Genomic DNA, 24,311 nt, shown 5'->3' on the forward strand with positions numbered 1-24,311 from the left:
CGGGGGGGCCTGTGACTCCCCGATTTTTGTCGAAAGAAGCCGATACTTTTTTATATAGAAAGAGAGATGTATGTGATTACATATAGGAATAGATTCAGACACCTCCGTATTTTGTTAAAGCATTATTTAGATATCCACATTTTGCAAAGTATTAAGCGCAAATTAGTCATTACTCTACTTATTGTAATGATGGTTCCACTCATCACCTTTTTAATCTTATCTACTAATATTGCTAAAGGAACTGTTGAGTCATCAGAAATTAGTTCTAATATATCTATGGTAGATCTTTCAAGCCGTTATATTGAATATCAACTACAAGAGTATGATCAACTGTTATTTTCTTCGTTGGTGGATGAAATGTTGGTCCCCAGTTTAACTAAACCAGATAATATTAGTACTGCCAATGTATTCAATACACAAACATATATACAAGACAAGCTCTTCTATCTTTACAATAGCAGGGCTAGCATTCAAGCAGCATCGCTTGTTTCTATTGAAACGGGTAACATATATCGAGTCGAAAATAATGATTTCTTCGTTGACTCTTATTCACATTTATTGAAAAACACTGAAAGTAAAGATGTCATTTTTAATATAGACGAAAAATCTAATAGTTTTTCCTATGAACGCAATATTTTTAGATTTGAAGATCAAAAATTAATAGGAAAAATTAAAATCGATGTTCATTTTTCACTGTTTGACCCGATTCTAAAAGATCTTCAAAATAATGATGAAGAACATGTATTATTGCTTAATTCGTCAGGTCGAATTCTTTATGCTCCATATCCTGACAGTGTTAAGTTGCTTAGTAATAGTGTAATAAAGGATTCATTAGGTAAAACGGTGGTAAGTCAGGATGATGGTATTTATTATTTCCAAAAAAATTTATCTCAAAATATCATTTTACTAAAAGCAGTGCCAGCAGAAGTAATGAATGTTGGTGCCGCTCATATTCGCCAATCAGGTACGATTATTCTTATCATTTCCGTATTCTTAACCGTAATATTATCATTTTATGTTTCTAATCGAGTAACCAAGCCAGTGATTGAGCTGTCAAAGGCAATGGAAAATGTCAGTGAAGATAACTTTAATGTTAAAATCAATACAAATGGCTCAGATGAAATTGGTATTTTGAATCGAAAATATAAAGAAATGATCGGTAGGATCCGGGATTTGATTGAGAAAGATTATAAACGTGAAATTGAAAAGAAGGATGCACAATTTTTAGCTTTACAAGCACAAATTAATCCGCATTTTTTATATAATACCCTTCAAGTCATTGGGGGCATGGCCATAATAAAAAATGCGAAAGAAATTAATGATGTTACCCAAAAACTCAGCCATATGTTTCGATATATTACAAAAAGACAACATGGCCTTGTTTATATGTATGAAGAGGTTAATCATTTAAAAAATTATTTGCATATTCAACAAGTGCGATTTCATGATAAGGTATCCATTCACCTTTTTGTAGACGAAGAAGTGAAGGATGGACTGATTCCATTGCTCGCGATCCAACCTCTTATTGAAAACTGTTTTATTCATGGCTTTGAATCCAAAATTGATCACTGCATGATAAAAATAGATATTCAAAAAGTATTTGATGAAATTGAAATTATCATTGAAGACAATGGCGTAGGTATTTCTGAGTCACATTTATCGCAAATCCAAAAAAATCTATCTTCTAAACAATTTATTCAAAGCGGAAGCATCGGACTTCATAATGTGAACAATAGATTGAAGCTCTATTTCGGTAAGGAATATGGAATTAACATATACAGTAAAAAGTATATGTATACGAAAATCATCATGAGACTTCCCTACCAAACGAAAGGAGTAGGCGTATGACAGCATTGTTAATCGTTGATGACGAAAGTTGGGTAAGGGATACAATCAAAGCTTTAGTTACACATGAAACTTCACCAATTTCGCATGTTGATATCGAGGAAGCTAAAAACGGAATCGAGGCATTAGAATTAATCAAGATTAAACAGGTAGACATGATTGTCACTGATATGAAAATGCCGGGCATAGATGGTAAGGAGTTACTTGAAATCATTGAACAAAAATATCCACAACTTCCGGTGATTGTGTTGAGTGGATATCATGATTTTATCTATACAAAACAAGCAATCAAGTCAAAAGTAATAGAATACTTGCTTAAGCCTGTGAATGAAGCGGAATTATTTCAAGCTATAGAAAAAGCCATCCAATTTAAAAAAGAATTAGAACAACAACAAATGAATTATCCGTTGTTATCGATTCATCGGCCAGAAATATCAAAGATTATTCAGCCACTTCTCAGAGGGTTTTACTTTGATTTTAAAGAATCGAATATCAATCAATTTTTAAATCGTATACACAAATTTTCAACATCAATTGACAAGCCTTTAAAGATGGATGAATCATTCGTTTTCCATTTGCAACAAAAATTTTTAATAATGATAGAAGAAATTATACGAGATCATCAACTTCGTCTAGAAGATTTAGAAATAGACTTGAAAATTTTTAATTTATACCCGACTGCCTCGTTTGGGCAAATCATTAAAAATCAAATTGAAATTGGACAAGCTATTATTTCTGCTATTGAAAGAAACAAAAGTCAGAAAACTAGGATCAATTTGGAGGATATTAAGCAGTATATCGATCAGAACTTCGATATTCCGGACATGTCTTTAGACATTGTGGCAAAAACTTTTTTTGTGAGTAAAGAATATTTAACGACAGTATATAAAAAAAAGTACGGATACAATATTACTGAATACATTATTTCTTTAAGAATGGAAAGAGCAAAACAACTTGTAAAAAATACAACAATGCAATATAAAACAATTGCTGAAAAAGTCGGGTATGAGGATGCACCTTATTTTTACCGAGTATTTAAGAAGTATTTTAATATATCTCCTGGAGAAATGAGGAAATCATGAATGGCTTCCTTACTCTCCCCCCCTTGCCTTTTGTTGTAGAAACTTAAGGCAAGGGGATTTTTTTGAGCATCTTAATAAAGTACAAGTGAAAGCGTAAACATTTTCAATTATCTTAAATGGCCATAGATATTATGATAATAGCAGAAGGGGGATTTAAAAATGAAAAGAATATTTATTGCTATGCTTACTCTAGTATTAGCTGGAGGATTGCTGTCAGCCTGTGGTACTACAGGATCATCAAATAATTCAAGTGGTGAAAAACTTGAGAAAATTGAATTAAAAGTATTTATCTCTCAACCACGGTTTAAAGAACAATATGAAACATACATTGATCAATTTGTTGCTAAACAAAAAGAAGAAAAAGGTAGAGATATTAAAGTTAAGCTTGAAATGCCAAACGTCAACCAAGCAGATCAATTATTGAAAACGCGGTTGGCTTCAGGCGATAGTCCAGATATATTCAGCCTTCACGCTGTTAATGATATTCCTGTATATGATAAAGCTGGATATCTTGAAGACCTGTCAGGGGAGCCATTTGCTGAAAAGTTATTTGAAACAGTCAAACCAGCGGTGACAAGAGATGACCGCGTTCTAGCTGTTCCATTAGAAACCGTTCAATGGGGTTACATGTATAACAAAGATATCTTTAAGGAGCACGGCCTTGAAATACCACAAACGATCACTGAAATGGAAGCGGTTATAAAGAAACTTAAAGAAAATGATGTCACACCATTTATACTCTCTTATAAAGATTCTTATATTCCGCAATTATTTATACCTTTAACGGTTGGCGGGCTAGAAAACACTTCTAATAAAGGGTTCGTTGAAAGTATGAATGAGGGCAAAGGAAGTTTTGCTGATTTGAAAGATATGTTCCAAATCTTGGATCTCGTACATGCAAATGGAACAGATCGTTCATTTGAAGTTGGACAAGATCAAGGTGCAGCGGACTTTGCCAATGGTAAAGCAGCAATGTGGGTGCAAGGACCATGGATGGCCGAATCAATCCTAGCTACTAATCCAGACTTTAATTTTGGAGTCGCACCACTTCCTCTAAACGACGATCCTAACGCAACTTTAATTAATTTAGGTTCTTCAACATCTCTTGCTATTTCCAAAACAAGTAAAGTAAAAGATGTGGCAAAAGAATTTATTAATTATATTTTGGACGATGAAGATTCAAGCGCTTTATATGAAAGCTTAGGCTTCAACCCGATTTCAGATTTGCATACATTTAAACCATATCCTTGGTTAGACGAATCTATTAAGTACGTTGAGGAAGGAAAAGCATATCTAGAACTTCCTATTCCATCCGCAGTAAAATCAGAGTCGGAAAAATTACTCCAAAGCTATTTTGCTGGCGATGCTTCAAAAGAAGATGTGATCAAAGGACTTGATCGTGCATGGGAGCAATATCTAAAAGTGAATAACTAACTAGAACGTTAGCATAAGCGCACATTTAGCAACGAAAAATATATGAGCAATAAGAACAGAAAGACAGCCCCTGAAGCTGTCTTTCTCCCTATTGAAGCCTGAAAGGAATGAATCCTATGTCTATGAAGGAGTCTGTTGCGGAGTCACGCAATACACCCTCTATTGATTTAGCTATTCCAAAAAGAAAAACATTAAATAAGTACTTAAGATTAATATTATTTGTTTTACCTGCTTTCATTTTCTATTTTGTATTTCTCTTTATCCCAACGATCGGCGCTGGGGTTTATAGCTTTACGAATTGGAATGGCTTAAACCCAGCCTATGATTTTGTTGGATTTAGCAACTATGTTGAAGCATTTACAGAAGATATGGCCTTTAGACATTCTTTTTTCTTTACGCTAAAGTACACGGCGTTTGTGTTTGTTATCCAAAATGTTGTAGCTCTCTCTTTAGCTCTCCTTATAGAATCAAGAACTCGGTCAAAAGGTTTTTTCAGAACAATATTCTTTATGCCTAATATGATCAGTTTAATTATTAGTGCATTAATGTTTTCTTTTATTTTCACCAATGTACTTCCGGAGCTTTCCCAACATGCTTTACTTTCAGTCCTTGATCAACCTTGGATTGGTAACGCAAAAGTTTCCTTCTACTCCATTTTGATTGTGTCCCTATGGCAAGGGATCGGATATATGATGGTCATTTATATGGCCGCTTTACAAGGTGTTCCGAAACAATTAAAGGAAGCATCGATGATTGATGGGGCTAATATTTTTCAAAGATTGAGACATGTTATTCTCCCAATGATAATGCATGCCATCACAATCTGTTCCTTTTTAACTTTGAACGGTGCCTTTAAAGTGTTCGATGTCGTTTACGCTTTAACTCAAGGTGGGCCGGGAACTTCTACACAAGTCATCACATTAAATATTTATGAAGAAGCATTCTCGAACAATTTCCGCTTTGGGTATGCAAACTCAAAAGCGATGATTCTATTTATCGTCGTTATGATCATTACCCTCATTCAAGTTAGAGTAACGAAAGGAAAGGAGCTTGAAGCATGAGAGAGAACCGCTTAGCTTCCATAAGTATAAATATTTTATTAACGGTTTTTGCTGCCATTTCATTCTTTCCAATCTATATGGCTATTGTTAATTCATTTAAATCGCAAGGCGAGATATTCAGTTCAGTTTTATCTCTTCCTACGACATTAAATTTTGATAATTATATTAGTGTTTTTGGTGAATTGAATTTATTAGGAAGTGCATTAAATACATTGATAGTAACAGTTATCGGTCTTGGAGGAATAGTGATTTGTGGTTCCCTAGCTGGATATAAACTTGCTAGAACACCAGGAAAGCTAAGTACAATCATCTTCATACTTTTTATTGCTTCCATGCTTGTCCCATTTCATTCCATTATGATTACACTTAGCCAAATGGCAAAAGGGATTGGAATACAAGGTTCTTTACCTGGACTTGGCTTAATTTACATTGGACTTGGCGTTAATATGGCTGTTTTCCTCTATCATGGATTTGTAAAATCAATACCCCTTGAGCTTGAAGAGGCGGCAAAAATTGATGGTTGTAGTGACTTGCAAATTTTCATACAAATCATCTTCCCTTTGCTAAAACCAATTACAGCAACCATTTTAATATTAAACGTTTTATGGCTATGGAATGACTTCTTATTACCTTTGATCATGCTAACTGATGTTAACAATTATACATTGATGCTCTCTATCAATATGTTATTTGGACAATATACGAGTGATTGGCCAAAAATTTTAGCCGCATTAGTATTAACAGCTCTTCCTGTTATTGCTTTCTATGCTTTTTTCCAAAAACATATACTCGCTGGAATATCGGAAGGTGCAATTAAATAAAAATCGGGCGGTGCCTGTCACTCCCCGAATTTTGTCGAAAGGTGCTTAGACAATAATGTCTAGGCATTTTTTTATGTTAATAAATTGTAAATTCCATTTATTGAGGGCGCTTACTTTTAAGGTGGTCTAGCTTTTATGTAATGGTTTGGTAAATCTTGATTTTTTTGGACGACTATATGTTTAAATGAGGTTGAAAAAAGAAGGAGGTTGAAATATATGAAACAAGTTGAATTGATTGATGTTTCAAAGTCGTACGATAAACAAACAAATGTATTGAATGAAATTCATCTTTCGATTAACAGAGGCGAGTTCTTTGTTTTAGTCGGTCCTTCTGGATGTGGGAAAAGTACTTTATTAAGAATGATTGCGGGATTAGAAGAAATTACCGGAGGTGTACTGAAGCTAAATGGAGAAATAGCCAATCATCTTCCACCTAAAAATCGAAATCTATCGATGGTTTTTCAAAACTATGCCCTCTACCCTCATTTAACAGTCGAACAAAATATTCTTTTTGGCCTCGATGTGAAGAAGGTTAATAAAAAAGAACAACAAAAAAGACTTACAGAAACGGCAGAAATGATTGGTTTAAGTGAATTATTGAAACGGAAACCAAAGGAACTTTCTGGTGGCCAAAGACAAAGGGTAGCGCTGGCAAGATCAGTAGTGAGTGAAGCGCCGCTTTGCTTAATGGATGAACCTCTTTCAAATTTAGATGCTAAATTACGTGCACATATGCGAGTTGAAATTCGCAGTTTGCAAAGAAAATTGGGTCTTACGATGATTTATGTCACACATGACCAAGTTGAGGCCATGACAATGGGTGACAGAATCATGGTGCTGAATGATGGTAAGGTGCAGCAAATTGGTCAACCGATCACTTTATACAACGAACCGGCAAATACATTTGTCGCCTCTTTTATCGGTTCACCAAAAATGAATATGGGAAAAGCTGAGCTATTTGTGGAAAAACGGCAAATAATCATTGAAAACAAGCTGAAGTTTCATTTAAGTCCAACGGATCTAATGAATATACCTTCGGATAAAAAGATGACGGTCGGTATTCGAGCAGAACATATCTATCCCGCATCGGAGCATAATGCAACACATTATTTAGAGGTTGCGAATGTCGAGCAATTAGGAAATGAAACGATGATTGTGTTTGAAGAGTTGAATGGTCAATTATGGAATGCTAAATGGCCAGGGCAATGGATGATTCATCCTGGAGATAAAGTCCCCGTTCATATTTCGGTTCAAAATTTTTGTTTCTTTCATGCAGAAACTGGTCAATTAATCCAGCCAGCATATAAAGAGCAAGAACAAGAGGTCGTTGCCAATTGAATACAGAATCAACGATGACAATCAAATATAACGAGGTTCATTTTGAGAAAGTCAAAAAAAAGCAACGCAATATGAATGCAGTAAAAGGACTTTTGTTTTTATCTCCTTCCTTGTTATTGTTTAGTATCTTTTTGTTTTATCCAATGATCCGTACGATTTATCTTAGTTTCTTTTTAACAAATCAAGCTGGGGCTACAACGGTTTTTGTTGGCTTGCAAAATTACATAGATATTTTCACATCACCAATCTTCATGAAAAGTTTAAAATCAACCTTTTTATTTGTTCTATTTACATTGCCAGGTACAATCATCATCAGCTTATTTTTAGCAGTACTGGCAAATGAAAAGTTAAAAGGTATCGCCTTTTTCCGGATGATCTTTTCATCATCGATGGGGGTATCTGTAGCCGCTGCTTCTGTATTTTGGTTGTTTTTATTTAACCCGAGTATTGGGTTCTTTAATAAAATATTAGCCACTGTCGGTTTTGATAAAATCGGCTGGTTAACGGATCCAGAATGGGCGCTTATTTCCGTGTCATTATCGACAGTTTGGATGAATATTGGTTTCACATTTTTAATTGTCCTTGGGGGATTACAGTCGATTGACTCCCATTTATATGAAAGTGCTGATATTGATGGTGCGGGGTATTTTTATAAATTACGCCGGATTACAATCCCGGTGCTCTCCCCTACCCTATTCTTTGTCATCACTGTCTCGATCATTAATGCCTTTCAAACTTTTGGACAAATCGATATGCTCACAAAAGGCGGTCCAAGCAACGAAACAAATCTGATCGTGTACTCCATTTATCGTGAAGCGTTCGTGAATTACCAATACGGCACAGCAAGTGCACAAGCTGTCGTTTTGTTTATCATTATTTTAATCATGACACTCATACAGTTTAAGTTTGGAGAAAGGAAGGTCCATTATCAATGAGGATGCCACTTTCTAAAAAAATCATACTGTATACATTGCTGACGATATCGGCGTTCGTATTATTTCTACCAATTATCTTCGCTTTTATAATGAGCTTTATGAATAGCCAGGATGCGATGGTAGGCAAAATCATTCCTTCTGTTTGGACGTTAGATAACTATATGATGGCATTCCAACGCTTACCATTATTAAAATTTTTATTTAACAGTTTCATAGCTTCCCTGTTTATTATGATCGGTCAGTTAATCTTATCTAGTTTAGCTGCTTATGCATTTGTTTTTCTAAAATTTAAAGGTAGAGATGCTTTATTCTTATTGTTTATCGCAACGATGATGATTCCATTTGAAGCATCGATCATTCCAAACTTTCAAACGATCAAGGGATTGAATTTACTCAATACTTTTCCAGGATTAGCCCTACCTTTTTTGGCTACAGCGTTTGGCATATTTTTATTGAGACAAACATTTAAGCAAATCCCTAAAGAACTGAAAGAAGCAAGTGAAATTGCCGGCATGGGACATGTTAAGTTTTATATTAAAGTCGTTTTACCCGTCGCAAAAACGAGCTTAGTTACATTAGGGATGTACAGCTTCTTAACGGCTTGGAATATGTATTTATGGCCGCTATTATCAACAACAAATGATACGGTCCGAACCGTCCAAATTGGATTAAAACAATTACAATCACAGGAAACAGTCAATCAATGGGGTGTTGTCATGGCGGGTGCAATGGTTGTCGCCATCCCTACGCTCATTTTTTTATTCATAGGTCAGAATAAGCTCCAAAAAGGATTAGCAGAAGGTGCCCTTAAATAACGAATTATAAAGGAGATCATAATGAAAAAGTTATTAAGCTTATTAATGGCAAGTATACTATTGATTCTAGCCGGTTGTAGTTCAAATGAAGGTGCTGGGACTGAGGCCGCATCTAAATCAGAAACGAATAAAACAGTTGTTACATTCTGGCATTCAATGAGTGGCGTCAATCAAGGAGTATTAGATAGTATTGTAGAAGAATATAATAGCTCTCAAGATAAAGTTCAAGTAAATGCGGAATTCCAAGGAACGTATGAAGAGTCATTACCGAAGTTTCATAGTGTTGGTGGAACAAAAGATGCTCCGATTATCATTCAAGTTCAAGAAATCGGTACGATGTCGATGATCAATAGTGGAAATATCGAACCCATTCAAAAGTTTATTGACGCTGAAAACTATGATATGAGCGGGCTTGAAGAGAATATCACTAACTATTACAAAGTGGATGGTAAATTTTACTCCATGCCATTTAACTCATCAACACCTGTCATGTATTATAATAAAGATGCTTTTAAAAAGGCCGGCTTAGACCCTGAAAAAGCTCCAGAAACTTTTGAAGAAGTTGAAGCAGCAAGTAAGAAAATTGTTGAAAGTAATAAGCAAATGAAGGGCTTCGCTTTACAAGCATATGGTTGGTTATTTGAAGAGTTATTAGCTAATCAAGGTGGAATTCTGATGAATAACGACAATGGTCGTTCAGATACACCTACAGAAGTAGCATTTGATAATGAAAAAGGTAAATCAATTTTTGAATGGGCTAAAAGAATGGTGGATAATGGCACTTTCGCAAATTATGGAATAAACGAAGATAATATGGTTGCGGGCTTTCTAGCAGGCGATGTTGCCATGTTCCTCCAGTCTTCAGCTTCTTCAAGAGATGTTATTGATAATGCTCCATTTGAAGTAGGCGTAGCTTTCTTACCTCATCCTGAAAAAGAAGAGCGCCAAGGTGTGGCAATTGGCGGCGCAAGCTTATGGATGTCTAGTGGAAAGGACGAAGCAGAACAAAACGCTGCTTGGGAATTCATGAAATATTTACAAACTCCAGATGTGCAAGCTAAATGGCATGTAGGTACAGGTTATTTCGCCATTAATCCAGCTGCTTATGACGAGCAAGTTGTGAAAGATTCCTATGAAAAAATGCCACAATTACAAGTAGCAGTAAATCAGCTGCAAGCAACAAAACCATCCTATGCTACGCAAGGTGCGTTAATGGATATGATTCCAGAATCACGTAAAATTATTGAAACAGCTCTCGAAACGGTTTATAACGGCGGTGACGTAGAAAAAACATTTGAAGATGCCGTTAAACAAGTCAATGCAGCCATTGAACAATCTAATAAAAGTAGAGGGAAATAAATTCTATCTTATAGGGAATAGAGAATATACCATGTTCTCTATTCCTTTTTAAATGAAAGCGAGGTAATCTGGACAATGAATAAAACTAAAATATTTGGTCACCGTGGAAGTATGGGATCCTTGCCAGAAAACACTTTATTAGGATTTCGTCATGCATTGGAATGTGGAGTAGATGGGATTGAGCTTGATGTTCAATTGACAAAGGATGGAGAAGTAGTCGTTATCCATGATGAAACAATCGATAGAACGACAGATGGTACAGGATATGTGAAAGACTTTACTTTAAATGAATTAAGGCAATTTAGCGCAGGCGTGACATTTTCAACCTTTGAGTTATTTGATGAAGCGGAATGGAAGCTAGAGCGGATTCCTACGTTAGAAGAAGTGTTACACTTGATTTCACCTTTTCAAATTGAATTAAATATAGAATTGAAGACTACTCTTTTTCCTTACGAAGGTATTGAAGAAAAAGTTTTAAAGATCGTAAATCAATTTGATTATGCTGATAAAGTGATCTACTCTTCTTTCCATCTACCTTCTATATTAAAATTGAAAAAAATTGAGCCAAATGTGAAAATTGCATGGTTACTAGAAGAAGAACTAATCCGCCCTTCCGAATATGTGCAAAGTTTAGAGTTAGAAGGATTACATCTTCATAAAGATTTATTATTAAAGGACAGAATAAGTGCGGATGATTTTAGTATCCGTGTGTGGACAGTTAATGATGAAAAGGAAATTGAACAACTTTTAAACAAAAATAATATAGATGTGATTATGACAGATTTTCCGAAGGAAGCTATTTCATTAAGAAATATTAGGGACAACATATATATCGAAAAAAACATCGACTGCTTCGGCTAGGTCGATGTTTTTTATGAATTCCCTATATTATAAACCTATTCATTCTTATTAATCTTTTTTTCTAACTCTTCTACTTTCGATTTCAATTTTTTAATTTCGGCTTGAGCACCAAAAGCCAGAGACATAGCAAAAATCCCAAAAATAAATCCCATAATTTCCATTTAATATCACACCTCACTTTCGGGCGGTGACAGGCACGCCCCGGATTTTGTCGAATCCCCTTCTTGCTCAAGATCTACTATTTCCCCACATATTCAACATTGATCCTTTTTACGCGGCTGTCCATCTTAAATGTTTCTGATGTTTGATCATACTTTATTTGTAGTTTGCTATCGTTCAGCCATTCCACCGAAAATTCTTCAGATGATACGAAAGTATTTCCAGATTTATTTTTTAGATCGCCGCCATTATTTAGAATGGATAGTTGAAAAGACTCCGCTGTTGTTGCCCCACAATCTCGTTTGAATATATAAGCAGTTTTTTTGCCATTAGGAGAGTCGACTTTCTTAACAATTTCATTAGCGCACATTCCAGCAAAAACTTTCTCCAACACTATTTTACATCCCATCAGCATGATTCCAGAAAATCCAATAATAATAGAAATAATCAGTATCCATTTCTTCCACTTTTTCATATGATTCCCTCACATTAGTTATCAACAAATAGCTCCTCTAACTTCTGTATAAGCGCTTCGTTTACTTCATAGTTGTCATTGATTTCTGTTGTGGTAAATGAAAAGGTCAATGTTTCACCTTCATATAAATTCACAGCATAAAGATAGCCTTTTATTTTCTCATGATTTTTCTTAGGAATGAACGAGATGTCTTTTATTTCGGTTAACCACTTCTCAATCACCATTTGATCTATTACCGTCTTTAACTTACCGCCACCATGCCGGATTTCTATTTTCGTCACATCTGATAAATTTCCAGGGTAGACTTCCTCAAAAGTCATAGTCTTTCGCTGACAAGCAATAGTAAAAACTAACAAAATTAAAACAACTATCACTTTTGTTTTCATCAGAAATCCCCTTTATCATTCGGGCGGTGACAGGCACGCCCCGGATTTTGTCGAATATGTTTTTTCACTTATTGTTAATTTCCTAATTATTTCAAGGTTTGGTTCATAGCCTATTCCAGGTCCTTCAGGAACTGTGATGTAGCCATCTTCAACTACGACTTCTGGATCGATTATATCTCTTTCCCAGTAGCGTGAAGATCCCGCTGTATCTCCTGGTAAAATAAAATTATCTAATGTCGAGAGTGCAATGTTATGCGCTCTTCCGACTCCTGCTTCCAGCATGCCGCCACACCAGACGGCGATGCCATGCTCTTTACAAAGATCGTGAATTCGTTTTGCTTCCGTCAACCCACCAACACGGCTAATTTTGATATTAATAATTTTACAGCTGCCTAATTCAATCGCTTTGCGAGTATCTTCATAAGAAAGAATGCTTTCGTCCAAACAAATAGGAGTACGGATTTCCTTTTGAAGCTGGGCATGGTCAATAATATCGTCAGACCCGAGTGGCTGTTCAATCATCATTAAATTGAATTCATCCAATCTTTTTAGGAGCGGGATATCGTTTAACGTATAAGCGGAATTGGCATCCGCCATCAAAGGAACAGTCGGGAATTGCTGTCTGATTTTCCTGATGACATCATAATCCCAGCCTGGCATGATTTTCACCTTTATCCGTTTATACCCTTCATTGACGTGACGATCAATGACACGCAGTAAATCCTCAACTGAATCTTGAATACCAATACTTACGCCTACTTCGATTTTTGTATTCATTCCTCCAAGTGCAGTCGCAAGAGGAATTCCTTTATTTCGAGCATATAAATCCCATACGGCTGTTTCAATCGCAGCTTTCGCCATATTATTTCTTTTGTATGGTGAGAAAATCTCAGAAACTTGATCAGGATGCTCGATTTCTTTGTTCAGTAAAGCTGGAATTAGAAAATCCTCGAGCATATGTCTATTCGTCTCGATCGTTTCTTCGGTGTACCAAGGAGCTTGGAATGCCCCAGATTCTCCCCAACCGTTATTTCCATTCTCATCTTTTACTTCTATTAATAAAAATTCTTTATCTTCAATTGTGCCAAAGCTCGTTGTAAATTGAAATTTCATTTTCATTCTTAATCTGCGGACAATGACTTCTTTTATGATCATTTTCTTCGACTCCCGTTTAAGTTACTTGACGCCATAAAAATTCTGTCGACATCGGCTAATTTAAGCTGGTCGCTATTTGTCATTTCCCAGGGAATATTTGCGATTGGCGTCTCTAATCGCTGGGTATGTATTCATGTATTTCACTCATCATCCTTATTATAGCGCACAAAAAGAAAACAGCCGCCGATTTTAGCGTCTGCTATCTTTATTATAGTCTATGAATGATAACCAGTTTTTTTGTCTCCAAGCAGATATAAAATAGAGTACAAAAGAAACTCCCGCCAAACCAGCAGATATAATCGAAGTTAATGAATGCTGTAAATATAAACTTGGGAACAGTGCTATTAATCCGATTGCACCTATATAAAACGCGCGTTTCTTCTGATTTTCATACATACAAAAAATAAATTCCCTTTGCTGCAATGTTTCCTTTTGTTTAAGTAATTGTTGAGGGAAACTCAATAAATCCGCAATGGAACGAAAGATTTGAAAAAAAGGCTGCGCATCAATCCAATTTAAAACTAACGTCCACTTATTCAGATTGCTTTCTTTGAACCAATCCATAAATACTGGCTTCGCTATCTCCAAGATTTCTTTATCAGGATTGATTGTGCGAATCATCCCTTCAATCGTAACAACTGAGCGACCTAGGAAAATAAAACGCGTCGGAACATGGATTGGAAGTGATTTGACAATGTCATTCATTTCTTTTTTTACCGCAAAAAGGTCCATGTTTTTCAACTGGCCAACATCAAAAGATAATGCTTCTTTTAAGAGACCCTCAATGATTTTTGGATTGACGCTGGGAAGTAAAAAGCCTAAATCGATTAATATCCCTACAGCTTTCGAGTAATTTTTCATTAAAATGGCTTGGAATAACTCTTGAAAATTCATTGCGTCTTTCTTTGAAATCTCTCCTACCATTCCGAAATCAAGCAGTACAATTGTGCCATTTGCCTGCACCAATACATTACCTGCATGCGGGTCCGCATGAAAAACCCCCGCTTCCAGCCATTGTGGAATAAAAGCCCGAAATAGACGCTGAGATAGTTCATTTCTATCAATCTGACATTGATTTAAAAAGTCTACATCCGTAATTCTTTTTCCATCAACCCATTCCATTACCAATACTCTTGAGGTACAAAGTTCGGGAAATACCTCTGGAATCGTCAATTTGCTGAATGAAGAAAATCGCTGTCTAAAGTGGTTTATTGAATTCATTTCCTTTTTAAAATCTAATTCTCTTTCAATCACATATTTCAGTTCTTCGAATAATAGCTTAAAACTGATAAATCCTTTAGGTAGCGGGACAAAATGTCGAACAAACCACACAATAATCGCGAGTGAACGAAAATCAGTTTTGATGATTGACTTGATGATTGGGCGTTGTACTTTGATTGCAACCTTCGTTCCGTCTTTCAAGCGCCCTTGATATATCTCACCTATCGATGCTGAAGCAATTGATTTCGTTTCAATGGACAACAGCATTTCTTCAATTGGGCGCCCCCACTCTTTTTCCAAAACAAGTTTAATATCAGCCCAAGGAGAAGGAGGAACATGGTCAACTAGGTCCTGGATTTGTTGGATAAAACTAGAAGGAAGTATATCCGCACGAATACTTAACATTTGACCAACTTTTATCAATAATCCTTCTAAATCAAAGAGCATTTGCCGAAATTTCTGTCCGATTTTCACCCATAATTTATCCCATTCGGAATCGGTTTTTTTACGAAAGCGGTACCAATATACTTGAATCACAACTGCTATTGCGAAGGACAGTACTTTGCACATCCTCATCCACTTTCTATTCGCCTTCATTCACGGTCCTCCTCCTATGGTTGAGTTAAAAATGGTATTATTTAGAATAGCGTATTTTATTAAAAAAGGACAGCCTTCAATGAAGTGACCCCGAAAAGTTAGACACGGTTATTTCATCAGGCAGCTTGCTCAAAATGAGTTCGGTATTGTACCGGACTCATTTTTAATTTTGCCTTCATCCGTTTCGTATTATAGTATTCTATATATTTTTCTAATTCTTGTTGAAAATGTTCTACACTCTTAAATTCACCATAGTAAATGAATTCTGACTTTAGTATTCCGAAGAAGTTCTCCATCACAGAGTTGTCGTAACAGTTTCCTTTACGAGACATACTTTGTTTAATCCCTCTTGCTTGAAGCGCATGGCGATATTGTTTCATTTGATAGTGCCAGCCTTGATCTGAATGCATCAGTAGTGAGTTCTCTTCAGGTAGGCGTTCTAATGCCTTCTCTAACATTTCCGAAACCAATGAATACGTTGGTCGCGGGCCAATGGTATACGTAATAATCTCGCGATTAAATAAATCTAATACAGGCGATAAATACAGCTTTTCTCCAAATAATTTAAATTCCGTAATATCTGTTACCCATTTTTCGTTAGGGGCGTCCGCTGTAAATTGGCGGTCTAAATGATTAGGCGCAATTTTACCGACAGTGCCTTTATAAGATTTATATTTTTTCATACGTACAAGGCATTTCAAACCTAACTCTTTCATGATACGTTGAACCTTCTTATGATTTACTTTTTTTCCACGATTCGCTAGCTCATCACGAATACGACGGTAACCGTAACGACCTTCGTGTTCTTCATAAATCGCTTTGATTTCTACTTTTAAATCGGCATCTGGATCAGGCTGATTCATTCGTTTCACTAAGTCATAATACGTACTACGTGGAATGCCAGCGAGCTTTACAAGTGCTTTCACCGAATATTTATGCCTTAACTCAAAGACTATTTGCGCTTTGTCTTGTTTGGTGATTTTTCCTTGTTTTGAACTAAGGCATTCAACTTTTTTAAATACTCGTTTTCCATTTCAAGCTGTTTAATGCGCGCTTCTAAAGCTTCAACTGAACCTTCAGCTAATGCTTGTTTTGGTTGTTTATTTGACTCCTTATTCATGGATGGACGCCCCTTTTTCTTTGTCTGAAGGGCATCAATTCCTTGTTTTTCGAGTTGATTCTTCCAAACAAGAATACTAGAAGGTGCAGGAATATTAAATATAGCTGCTGTTTCGGTTAAGGATGCGCCATTTTCAGTCATAAAGTTTAGTACATCCAGTTTAAACTGTTGTGTATAACTTGTACATTGTTTATTAAAAGCTTCTACCCCATTATGTTCAAATTGCTTTGCCCATTTATAGATGTGTCTAAAATTTATCCCCAGAGATTTTCCGACTTCTCTGTAACTCTCATTCCCATTTAAATAACGAGCAACAGCTTGTAATTTTTCTTCCGCAGTAAATTTAGCCATAAAAATACACCCCAATTGTTAGAGTATGTGTCTAACAATTGGGGTGCAGTTCACAAGGCTATCCTTTTTCCATTTATTCCTTAGCTTTTTCCGGGTGTTGCTGATAAAACTTTCGTCCAATCCACGTTTGGATGATGAGGAACGACCCTCCTACTACCCAGTATAGCGGCAAGGCTGCTGGAGCTGAGAACGAGATAAACATGATCATCATCGGCGATATATACATCATCATGCGCATCTGCTTTTTTTGTGCTTCAGGTACGGTTGCCATCGAGACTTGCGCCTGCACAAGGTATACGAGACCCGCGATGATTGTCATGGCGATATCCGTGTGACCAAGGTTAAACCATAAAAATGAGTGAGTCGAAATTTCCGTTGAACTCCGAATCGCATAATAAAGCCCCATTAATATTGGCATTTGAATGAGCATTGGCAGACAGCCCATATTAAGGGGATTTACGTTATGCTTTTGATATAAAAGCATCATTTCTTGTTGAATTTCTTTCTTTTCTTCAGGAGTCTTTGCCTCTTTTGAGCGCTTTTGGATCTCCGCCATTTCCGGCTTAAGCTTCTCCATATTTCCTTTCATTAATTGCTGAGTTTTATATGTTTTCAGCATAAAAGGCATTAATACGAGGCGAATGAGCAGTGTAATAATAATCAATGCCAATCCGAAATTTCCTCCGAGTACTGTACCGAGTTCATGGATTAACCAAGCAAATGGCCGGACAAATGTACTGTAAAAAAAGCCCGTTTGATTTTGTACACCCGAACATCCACCTAGCATTACGGTTGTTAAGGCAAGTATAGTAAGCAATATGGTGTTTTTTTTCAATGATATCACCCTTCTATTTAAAATTTTATTTTTAAATAGAAAGATGCGGCCCCTCCGGATCATCAGGGCATTCTTTTCTTTTGACTGTTTTAGTTAATTGAAGTCCTGAAAGAAGCGGGCGTTCATTTATGATTTTTGGAACTATGAAAGTTGTCGATTGACATGGGTATTCCATTTTTCTCCGTGCATAAACTGGATCTGATAGGGACATTAGCTGCCAGCTCAAAATCCAGACTATTGCTAGAGTCAGTGGGATAACCCATTCTGTATATGAATCTTGTAAGAGAAGTTCAAACATCATAACACTTCCTTTATATTTAAATTATAACCGTATTTTTAAGGAAAAACAAAACTATTTTTCGGGCGGTGACAGGCACCACCCGAATTTTGTCGAAAAAAATGAAAAAGGAGTACCTTCCAAATGTCGAATTGAGTATGAAGATAAATTAACTCAAATGACAGGAGGAATGACTCCCTATTCCAATTACTGGCTTACTAAATTTTTTTAATAGGTCCAAGTAAATTCTTGTCTGATCAATCGATGCGTTTTTTAGCTAAATAAAAACCTCCTTTAATGGCAGATAATCCATCCAGTTCAGGGGTAACAATATATTCTGAAATCTGCTCATCCATTTGTGGCAAAGATATATAGCCCTCGTTAAGTTTCTTCAAGTAATGATAAATAATTGGCAGCAATTGTCTTTGCTTCATTACTCCTCCGCCTAAAATGATTTTTTCTGGTGATAAGGTTAATATATAAGTCATTAAAGCCTGAGCTATATAGTAACCCTCTATTTCCCACGCTTCGTGATTACTTTCAAGGAGAAAACCCTCTTTGCTCCACCTTTTTTCAATTGATGGACCAGAAGCCAATCCTTCCAAACAATCTTGATGGAATGGGCAGGCTCCTTCGAAAAGATCATTTTTATGCCTTCTGACAACGATATGTCCCATCTCCGGATGACTCAAACCATGTAATATTTGATTATTAACTATAGCCCCTACGCCAATGCCAGTACCGATTGTTACATAAATACAACTTTTCACATGACGGGCGGCTCCAAACCTTACTTCTCCGAGTGCAGCAAAATTTACATCTGTATCGAAAACGATAGGAAAATCACAGACATCTTTCATTGCAGTGATTAAATTAAAATATTGCCATTGTTCTTTTGGTGTTGTTGTAATACAGCCATAATTTGGTGAATCAATATTTACATCCGCTGGACCAAATGATCCTATACCCATTGATCGAACATTGTATTGTCTAAAAAAGTCCTTTACTTTTTCGATTGTTTCCCTAGGAGAAGTTGTAGGTATTTCTATTTTATCAATCACATTAAAATCCATATCCCCTACAGCACATAAAAATTTTGTACCTCCCGCTTCTATTGCACCAAGCACGATACAATTTCCCCCCATGTCAAGATTCATTTTTATGATTCAGATGCCGAAATATAACCGTTTGCTATTTTTATATCTCCAGCTGATGAAAAAATTGAAACTTGCTCACATGTCTTATCTGGAAAAATTAAGCTCGTTAAGGCATAGGCACCGTCATTAACAAATACCTCAATGGAAGATGCATCAAGAATGATTCGCAAATTCACATGATCCGTTGTGTTAATTTTCATCTCTTGACGATTAGAAAAGTTTTCTGAGAAATCAACCTGACCTGAATTCTTCCTATCAACAATTAGTTGGTTTGTGATTGGATCAATTGTAATTACTGTGTTTTGGGTTTCAGTGTGAGCTATCACTAAGCCATATTCTTTCGAATTCATGTTTTCGATATTTAAAACGAATTCTACACTTGACCCATCGATGTTGTATGTTTTTTGTTCACCGCTTTTTATCGTAACATCGTTTAGGTCTAACTTTTTAACAAAATATTGATCTAGTTCTTTTACAGGTCTTTGAACCACCAAAAGCTTATCTTCAATATTTCTTAATGCAAGAGTTCTCGGCAAGGTCATTTGACTTCTCCAACCCTCAGTCGGCACTTGGTTTGCATATCGCCAATTACTCATCCAGCCAAGATATATTCTTCTGCCATCATCTTTAGGGACGTCAGAAAAGCTAACTCCTGCATAATTATCTTTTCCGAAATCGACCCATTGAATTTCATTGTTTTCAGCTGTAAAAGTTGACCCGTCAAAAGAACCAATAAAATACTGTGTTCTTGAGCCACTTTCGAATTGAGGATCATCCCCAATACTCACAAAAAGAACCCATTTTTTCTCTCCACTGTTTTCCACTGTCAACTCGAACAAATCCGGACATTCCCATACTCCATCGTGGGAACCAATACCTTCACCAAACTCACTTTCAAGCTGCCAATCTATTAAGTTAGGAGAAGAATAAAGTGAAATCGTTTGACCTGTTGCTAAAACCATGATCCACTTTTCAGTTTGGTCATGCCAAAAGACTTTTGGATCTCTGAAGTCTAGTTTTGTAGAATGCTTCAATACCGGATTTCCTTCGTACTTTGTCCATGTTCTCCCTTTGTCATGACTGTAAGCAAGACTTTGTGTTTGAACAGGTGGTGTTTGATCAGTCCCATCTAAATGATGAGTGAAAATCGCTACCATTCCTGGCTCATCTGGGAAGAACCCCGAAGTATTATTCCAGTCTACCACTGTACTACCTGAAAAAATCGTTCCTAATTCATCCGGGAATAAAGCAATTTCCAACTCTTCCCATGTAATCATATCTTTACTGACAGCATGGCCCCAATGCATGGGACCCCATATGCTGTCATGTGGATTGTGCTGAAAGAAGAGATGATATTCACCATTAAAATAAATTAAACCATTGGGATCGTTCATCCAATTTTTCTGAGGTGCAAAATGTAGATTCGGTCTATATTTTTCAAGATTATATGTTTCCATTCATTATAGCCTCCTAAGTTAGTTCACACTTCTGTCATATCCAACTTGTTTAATCTGCAGCCATTTATCCAATCCGAGTCTTTCTAACTCAGTTAAATAGGCATTCCATTCTTCTTCAGCTTTGCCCGTTTTCACCCATTCCGCGCGTTTTCTGTGAACATAAGCGATTAAATCTGCTTCAATCTTTGAGAGTTCCTTTAATTCTTCTAGAGAGAAAAATACTCTTGGATAAATATTATCTGCTTTCATATGTGGAACCATTACTTCTTTCATCAAATTCAATCTCCATGCTGCATCATCCGGCTTTGTTGTAACTGTTCCGTAATATTCATCAAGAATAGCTAAAGGACCACCAATATTCGTTTTTTGTCTCAATTCAACAGGGGCAGTTCCTTCAAGTGGAAGATGCTTCAACATCCCTGTGCTTTCATCAAATTCAAAAATATTTTGCTGCTCCGTATCGCCATAAGTCCCCCAGTTATTTTGAACCGATTGATGTGGATCATATAGCTGATCAATCCATTTCGCTGTAAGTTCTAAATTATTATTGGCACTAGTAATAACCATACGTCCTCTATCAAAGCCCATACCATTTGTTCGCGTTACATTCTTTTCGCCAGAAGGACCCGCCAGTGGCGGCATCAATTCATATTTATCGTTCATCCCTGAAATATTTCCTTTATCCCATGTGAAATATAGACCATATTTTTCGTTCTTTCCTTTGGCAAGATACGTATTCCAATCTTGTTCAAAAGCTTCCTCATCAATTAATCCTTCTTTATATAAATCATTAAAGTATTTCATTGCTTCTTTATAATCATCTTGAGCTGCAGTAAATACGACCTTCCCGTCATTTGTAACGACTGTGTGATCCCAGTTATCTCCTATACCAAAAGAGCCGAATAAAAACGTTAAATCTTCTCCTCCGCCATTAATAATAAAAGACATTGGAATTTCATCAGCTTCACCATTTCCGTTTGGATCCTGTGTTTTAAACGCAATTAGAACTTCTTTCAATTCCTCTGTTGTTGTCGGCATGTCCAATCCTAAGTTCTCCAACCATTCCACATTAATCCACGGGAAAGCGTCTACTGAATGAATACTCTCTTTGCCAGCACCCAATTCTTCAATCCATGGGAAAGCATATATGTGTCCGTCCGGAGCAGTGATCATCGCTCTGTATTCTGGTTTAGTATTGAGAACCTTTTTCAAATTCGGCATATATTTCTCAATCAGATCTTCAACGGGAATGATCGTGCCATCCCTTCCCAGTTTCAACAGATCATAATCACCATATCCGGCATCCATAATCGCATCAGGCATTTCTCCACTGGCAACTGCTAAATTTCTCTTTTCAACAAATGAATCGCTCGTATAGTTCTTCCATTCAATATCCACACCTGTTTTTTCCTCTAATCGCTGATAAATCAACTTTTCATTAGGATCTTTAGGTGCCAATGGTGAACTTTGTGTCATGAATTTCAATGTTACTTTTTCTTCTAACGGAAACGTGACATCCTTAAGTTCATAATCCCTTGAAGAAGTATTACTTTCCTTACTACAACCTCCTATTATTACTCCTGCAATAAGAAAGGTAGATAATGCCTTGTACATTTTTTTCATAATAAACCCCCATTTTTTTATTTTAATGATCCTACCATAACGCCTTTTTCAAAATACTTTTGGAAGAATGGATACATAATAATTAAAGGCAGACTCGAAAGAATAATCGAAGAATATTTAATTTTTTCCGAGATTTTACTCAGTTCTGCCATCGCAAGCTGATCATTAATCATCCCAGGCTGCACTTCATTTTGAATAAGAATAGATCTTAACACTAATTGCAAGGGATGCATTTTCTGATCTTCCAAATAAATCATTGCATCGAAGAATGAATTCCATTGGCCGACAAAAGAATATAAAGCTAACACAAAAATGATTGGTTTTGTTAATGGTAGAACGATCTTAAAAAATATTTGCATTTCGGAGGCACCATCAATTTTTGCAGCTTCGTTAAGTTCTTTTGGAATGCTTTTAAAGAATGTCCTAGCCAGTATTATGTTCCATACACTCACAGCTCCCGGCAATATAATCGCCCATATACTATTAAGCATTCCTAAATTCTTCACAACTAGATAAGTAGGAATTAATCCACCACCGAAAAACATTGTGAAAAGGAAAAATCCCATGATGATCTTTTTCCCTGCTAATCCGTCGAGTGCCAAAGGATAACCTGCAAAGATTGATACCATAACCGTTACAAGTGTGAAACCTACTGAATAGAGAACGGCATTAAAGAAGCCTCTAATAATTGCATCATCCTTTAAAATCCTTACATATCCATCTATCGTCCAATCTGAAGCATTGAATGATAATCCTTTACTCAACAAAACGCTAGGGTCTAAAAACGATGCTAATAACACATATAGCAACGGTAAAACAATGACCAATACCATCATTATTAATAGTATTTTATTAATAAAAAGCAAAATTTTATCTTTCTTTGTATGAAACATATTCTTGGATTCCCCTCCTTAATATAGGCCTTCACCTTCATTTAGTTTTTTTACAACAAAGTTTACAAATACAAGCAAGATGACATTAATAATAGAGTTAAACAATCCTACTGCGGATGAATAAGCATAATCTCCAGCTTGCAATCCCACTTTGTAAACATAGGTGGGGATAATTTCAGATGTTGGTATATTCATAGCTGTTTGCAGTAAGTATGCTTTCTCAAAACCAATGGCCATGATTCCACCAGCACCAAGAATAAATAATACTGCCATCATTGGCTTTAATGTCGGAAGATCGATATGCCATATTCTTTGCAATAGTGAAGCACCGTCAATATTTGCTGCATCATGTAGTTGCGGGTCCACATTCGCTAGTGCTGCAACATAGATAATGGAGGCCCAGCCAGCTCCCTGCCATATACCTGAAATGATATAGATTGATCTGAAAGCATCAGAATCTGACATAAATGAAATGGGTTTATCTATGAAAAGAGATAATATTGTATTTATTGGCCCTGTCGGCGAAAGGAAAATAAACAACATCCCACAAATAATCACGACAGAAATAAAATTCGGTGCATAAAGTATCAGCTGGATATTCTTTTTTATAGATGCCCTTCTTACTTGGTTCAACATAAGCGCTAATATGATTGGAACAGGGAAGCCTAAAATTAAACCATAAACGCTTAATTTAAGCGTATTCATAAATATTTCCCCAAAATTGGGCGATGTTAGGAACCTAGTAAAATGCTCAAGCCCTATCCAATCGCTTCCCCAAATTCCTTTCATCGGACTAAAATCTTTAAATGATATAATTGCTCCATACATTGGGACGTATTTAAAAACGACCGTTAAGATAATTGCTGGCGCTAAAAACAAATAAAGCATATAGTTTTGGCGCATGTAAGTTCTAGTACTTACCTTTTCCTTATGTATTTTCACTTCCTTATGGACACTTGTTGTAGTTTCCATATAAAGCCTCCCTATACATCAATTTCAATTTTGTAAATTCATAATATGTCAACCGCTTTCATATGTCAACCGCTTGACCGAA

23 protein-coding genes are annotated in these 24,311 nt (G+C 36.1%); 10 read left to right on the forward strand and 13 right to left on the reverse strand.

All coding sequences use genetic code 11. From position 1 onward, the window contains the following. Positions 1-111 precede the first annotated feature (111 nt). The 10 genes from KHA88_RS15865 to KHA88_RS15910 all read left to right on the forward strand — a co-directional run bounded on the left by KHA88_RS15865 (position 112) and on the right by KHA88_RS15910 (position 11,551). Positions 112-1,848, forward strand: coding sequence for a sensor histidine kinase (locus tag KHA88_RS15865; protein ID WP_213122477.1), 1,737 nt, complete (start codon positions 112-114; stop codon positions 1,846-1,848). Beyond that, positions 1,845-2,927 (forward strand): response regulator, encoded by a 1,083-nt coding sequence (locus KHA88_RS15870; protein WP_213122478.1) that lies wholly within the window; start codon positions 1,845-1,847, stop codon positions 2,925-2,927. The genes KHA88_RS15865 and KHA88_RS15870 overlap by 4 nt, the downstream gene beginning before the upstream one ends. Positions 2,928-3,086: 159 nt before the next feature. Continuing rightward, positions 3,087-4,361 (forward strand): ABC transporter substrate-binding protein, encoded by a 1,275-nt coding sequence (locus KHA88_RS15875; RefSeq protein WP_213122479.1) that lies wholly within the window; start codon positions 3,087-3,089, stop codon positions 4,359-4,361. Between the two features lie 116 nt (positions 4,362-4,477). Beyond that, complete coding sequence (locus tag KHA88_RS15880) at positions 4,478-5,422, forward strand: carbohydrate ABC transporter permease (protein WP_249313256.1); 945 nt, start codon at positions 4,478-4,480, stop codon at positions 5,420-5,422. After that, positions 5,419-6,243, forward strand: coding sequence for a carbohydrate ABC transporter permease (locus KHA88_RS15885; RefSeq protein ID WP_213099171.1), 825 nt, complete (start codon positions 5,419-5,421; stop codon positions 6,241-6,243). Before KHA88_RS15880 ends, KHA88_RS15885 begins: the two co-directional genes overlap by 4 nt. 216 nt (positions 6,244-6,459) lie before the next feature. Further along, positions 6,460-7,581, forward strand: coding sequence for an ABC transporter ATP-binding protein (locus tag KHA88_RS15890; RefSeq protein ID WP_213099170.1), 1,122 nt, complete (start codon positions 6,460-6,462; stop codon positions 7,579-7,581). Positions 7,582-7,652: 71 nt separating this feature from the next. Next, a complete protein-coding gene (locus tag KHA88_RS15895; protein ID WP_249313289.1) occupies positions 7,653-8,516 on the forward strand; it encodes a carbohydrate ABC transporter permease in 864 nt (287 codons plus the stop codon). Beyond that, positions 8,513-9,331, forward strand: a complete 819-nt coding sequence (locus KHA88_RS15900; protein ID WP_213122480.1) for a carbohydrate ABC transporter permease — start codon at positions 8,513-8,515, stop codon at positions 9,329-9,331. The genes KHA88_RS15895 and KHA88_RS15900 overlap by 4 nt, the downstream gene beginning before the upstream one ends. Before the next feature lie 21 nt (positions 9,332-9,352). Next, a complete protein-coding gene (locus tag KHA88_RS15905) occupies positions 9,353-10,690 on the forward strand; it encodes an ABC transporter substrate-binding protein (RefSeq protein WP_213122481.1) in 1,338 nt (445 codons plus the stop codon). Positions 10,691-10,765: 75 nt separating this feature from the next. Then, positions 10,766-11,551, forward strand: coding sequence for a glycerophosphodiester phosphodiesterase (locus KHA88_RS15910; protein WP_213122482.1), 786 nt, complete (start codon positions 10,766-10,768; stop codon positions 11,549-11,551). A gap of 35 nt (positions 11,552-11,586) precedes the next feature. On the opposite strand, the gene KHA88_RS21225 is transcribed toward KHA88_RS15910, so the two are convergent. The 13 genes from KHA88_RS21225 to KHA88_RS15970 form a co-directional block, all read right to left on the reverse strand. Continuing rightward, the gene (locus KHA88_RS21225; RefSeq protein WP_283247451.1) at positions 11,587-11,712 is read right to left on the reverse strand and encodes a hypothetical protein; all 126 of its coding nucleotides are present in this window, start codon (positions 11,710-11,712) and stop codon (positions 11,587-11,589) included. 77 nt (positions 11,713-11,789) lie between these two features. Beyond that, positions 11,790-12,185, reverse strand: a complete 396-nt coding sequence (locus KHA88_RS15915; RefSeq protein ID WP_213099166.1) for a DUF5412 family protein — start codon at positions 12,183-12,185, stop codon at positions 11,790-11,792. Positions 12,186-12,199: 14 nt separating this feature from the next. Continuing rightward, the gene (locus KHA88_RS15920; protein ID WP_213099165.1) at positions 12,200-12,571 is read right to left on the reverse strand and encodes a hypothetical protein; all 372 of its coding nucleotides are present in this window, start codon (positions 12,569-12,571) and stop codon (positions 12,200-12,202) included. A 15-nt stretch (positions 12,572-12,586) separates the two neighbouring features. Then, positions 12,587-13,726, reverse strand: a complete 1,140-nt coding sequence (gene menC, locus KHA88_RS15925) for an o-succinylbenzoate synthase (protein ID WP_213122483.1) — start codon at positions 13,724-13,726, stop codon at positions 12,587-12,589. A 189-nt stretch (positions 13,727-13,915) separates the two neighbouring features. Next, a complete protein-coding gene (locus tag KHA88_RS15930) occupies positions 13,916-15,544 on the reverse strand; it encodes an ABC1 kinase family protein (RefSeq protein WP_213122484.1) in 1,629 nt (542 codons plus the stop codon). A 116-nt stretch (positions 15,545-15,660) separates the two neighbouring features. Continuing rightward, positions 15,661-17,015, reverse strand: a protein-coding gene (locus KHA88_RS15935; protein WP_213121260.1) for an IS3 family transposase whose coding sequence is annotated in 2 segments (ribosomal slippage) — positions 15,661-16,562 and positions 16,562-17,015 — 1,356 coding nt in all. Because the reading frame shifts where the segments join, the coding sequence is not laid out codon by codon here. A gap of 73 nt (positions 17,016-17,088) precedes the next feature. Further along, on the reverse strand, positions 17,089-17,802 hold the full coding sequence (gene yidC / locus KHA88_RS15940) for a membrane protein insertase YidC (protein WP_430413673.1): 714 nt from the start codon (positions 17,800-17,802) through the stop codon (positions 17,089-17,091). A 79-nt stretch (positions 17,803-17,881) separates the two neighbouring features. Then, a complete protein-coding gene (locus KHA88_RS15945; RefSeq protein WP_213099161.1) occupies positions 17,882-18,148 on the reverse strand; it encodes a hypothetical protein in 267 nt (88 codons plus the stop codon). Positions 18,149-18,384: 236 nt separating this feature from the next. Beyond that, on the reverse strand, positions 18,385-19,284 hold the full coding sequence (locus tag KHA88_RS15950; RefSeq protein WP_249313257.1) for an ROK family protein: 900 nt from the start codon (positions 19,282-19,284) through the stop codon (positions 18,385-18,387). Positions 19,285-19,286: 2 nt separating this feature from the next. Further along, a complete protein-coding gene (locus tag KHA88_RS15955) occupies positions 19,287-20,741 on the reverse strand; it encodes a glycoside hydrolase family 32 protein (protein ID WP_213122485.1) in 1,455 nt (484 codons plus the stop codon). Between the two features lie 18 nt (positions 20,742-20,759). Further along, positions 20,760-22,364, reverse strand: coding sequence for an ABC transporter substrate-binding protein (locus tag KHA88_RS15960; RefSeq protein ID WP_213122486.1), 1,605 nt, complete (start codon positions 22,362-22,364; stop codon positions 20,760-20,762). A 17-nt stretch (positions 22,365-22,381) separates the two neighbouring features. Then, positions 22,382-23,257 (reverse strand): carbohydrate ABC transporter permease, encoded by an 876-nt coding sequence (locus KHA88_RS15965; protein ID WP_213099158.1) that lies wholly within the window; start codon positions 23,255-23,257, stop codon positions 22,382-22,384. An 18-nt stretch (positions 23,258-23,275) separates the two neighbouring features. Then, a complete protein-coding gene (locus KHA88_RS15970) occupies positions 23,276-24,160 on the reverse strand; it encodes an ABC transporter permease (protein WP_430413718.1) in 885 nt (294 codons plus the stop codon). Between the last annotated feature and the right edge of the window lie 151 nt (positions 24,161-24,311).

The organism is Lederbergia citrea (assembly GCF_018343525.1).
GTDB lineage: Bacteria > Bacillota > Bacilli > Bacillales > Bacillaceae_C > Lederbergia > Lederbergia citrea.

What these genes read in the sequence shown, in the direction of transcription:
- KHA88_RS15875 (WP_213122479.1), top strand. Translation starts at nt 3,087, where the DNA reads ATGAAAAGAATATTTATTGCTATGCTTACTCTAGTATTAGCTGGAGGA.
- KHA88_RS15910 (WP_213122482.1), top strand. Translation starts at nt 10,766, where the DNA reads ATGAATAAAACTAAAATATTTGGTCACCGTGGAAGTATGGGATCCTTG.
- KHA88_RS15885 (WP_213099171.1), top strand. Translation starts at nt 5,419, where the DNA reads ATGAGAGAGAACCGCTTAGCTTCCATAAGTATAAATATTTTATTAACG.
- KHA88_RS15870 (WP_213122478.1), top strand. Translation starts at nt 1,845, where the DNA reads ATGACAGCATTGTTAATCGTTGATGACGAAAGTTGGGTAAGGGATACA.
- KHA88_RS15930 (WP_213122484.1), bottom strand. Translation starts at nt 15,544, where the DNA reads ATGAAGGCGAATAGAAAGTGGATGAGGATGTGCAAAGTACTGTCCTTC.
- KHA88_RS15960 (WP_213122486.1), bottom strand. Translation starts at nt 22,364, where the DNA reads ATGAAAAAAATGTACAAGGCATTATCTACCTTTCTTATTGCAGGAGTA.
- KHA88_RS15950 (WP_249313257.1), bottom strand. Translation starts at nt 19,284, where the DNA reads ATGAATCTTGACATGGGGGGAAATTGTATCGTGCTTGGTGCAATAGAA.
- KHA88_RS15965 (WP_213099158.1), bottom strand. Translation starts at nt 23,257, where the DNA reads ATGTTTCATACAAAGAAAGATAAAATTTTGCTTTTTATTAATAAAATA.
- yidC (WP_430413673.1), bottom strand. Translation starts at nt 17,802, where the DNA reads ATGCTAGGTGGATGTTCGGGTGTACAAAATCAAACGGGCTTTTTTTAC.
- KHA88_RS15920 (WP_213099165.1), bottom strand. Translation starts at nt 12,571, where the DNA reads ATGAAAACAAAAGTGATAGTTGTTTTAATTTTGTTAGTTTTTACTATT.
- KHA88_RS15890 (WP_213099170.1), top strand. Translation starts at nt 6,460, where the DNA reads ATGAAACAAGTTGAATTGATTGATGTTTCAAAGTCGTACGATAAACAA.
- KHA88_RS15970 (WP_430413718.1), bottom strand. Translation starts at nt 24,160, where the DNA reads ATGCGCCAAAACTATATGCTTTATTTGTTTTTAGCGCCAGCAATTATC.
- KHA88_RS15900 (WP_213122480.1), top strand. Translation starts at nt 8,513, where the DNA reads ATGAGGATGCCACTTTCTAAAAAAATCATACTGTATACATTGCTGACG.
- KHA88_RS15905 (WP_213122481.1), top strand. Translation starts at nt 9,353, where the DNA reads ATGAAAAAGTTATTAAGCTTATTAATGGCAAGTATACTATTGATTCTA.
- KHA88_RS15895 (WP_249313289.1), top strand. Translation starts at nt 7,653, where the DNA reads ATGAATGCAGTAAAAGGACTTTTGTTTTTATCTCCTTCCTTGTTATTG.
- KHA88_RS21225 (WP_283247451.1), bottom strand. Translation starts at nt 11,712, where the DNA reads ATGGAAATTATGGGATTTATTTTTGGGATTTTTGCTATGTCTCTGGCT.
- KHA88_RS15955 (WP_213122485.1), bottom strand. Translation starts at nt 20,741, where the DNA reads ATGGAAACATATAATCTTGAAAAATATAGACCGAATCTACATTTTGCA.
- menC (WP_213122483.1), bottom strand. Translation starts at nt 13,726, where the DNA reads ATGATCATAAAAGAAGTCATTGTCCGCAGATTAAGAATGAAAATGAAA.
- KHA88_RS15880 (WP_249313256.1), top strand. Translation starts at nt 4,478, where the DNA reads ATGTCTATGAAGGAGTCTGTTGCGGAGTCACGCAATACACCCTCTATT.
- KHA88_RS15915 (WP_213099166.1), bottom strand. Translation starts at nt 12,185, where the DNA reads ATGAAAAAGTGGAAGAAATGGATACTGATTATTTCTATTATTATTGGA.
- KHA88_RS15945 (WP_213099161.1), bottom strand. Translation starts at nt 18,148, where the DNA reads ATGTTTGAACTTCTCTTACAAGATTCATATACAGAATGGGTTATCCCA.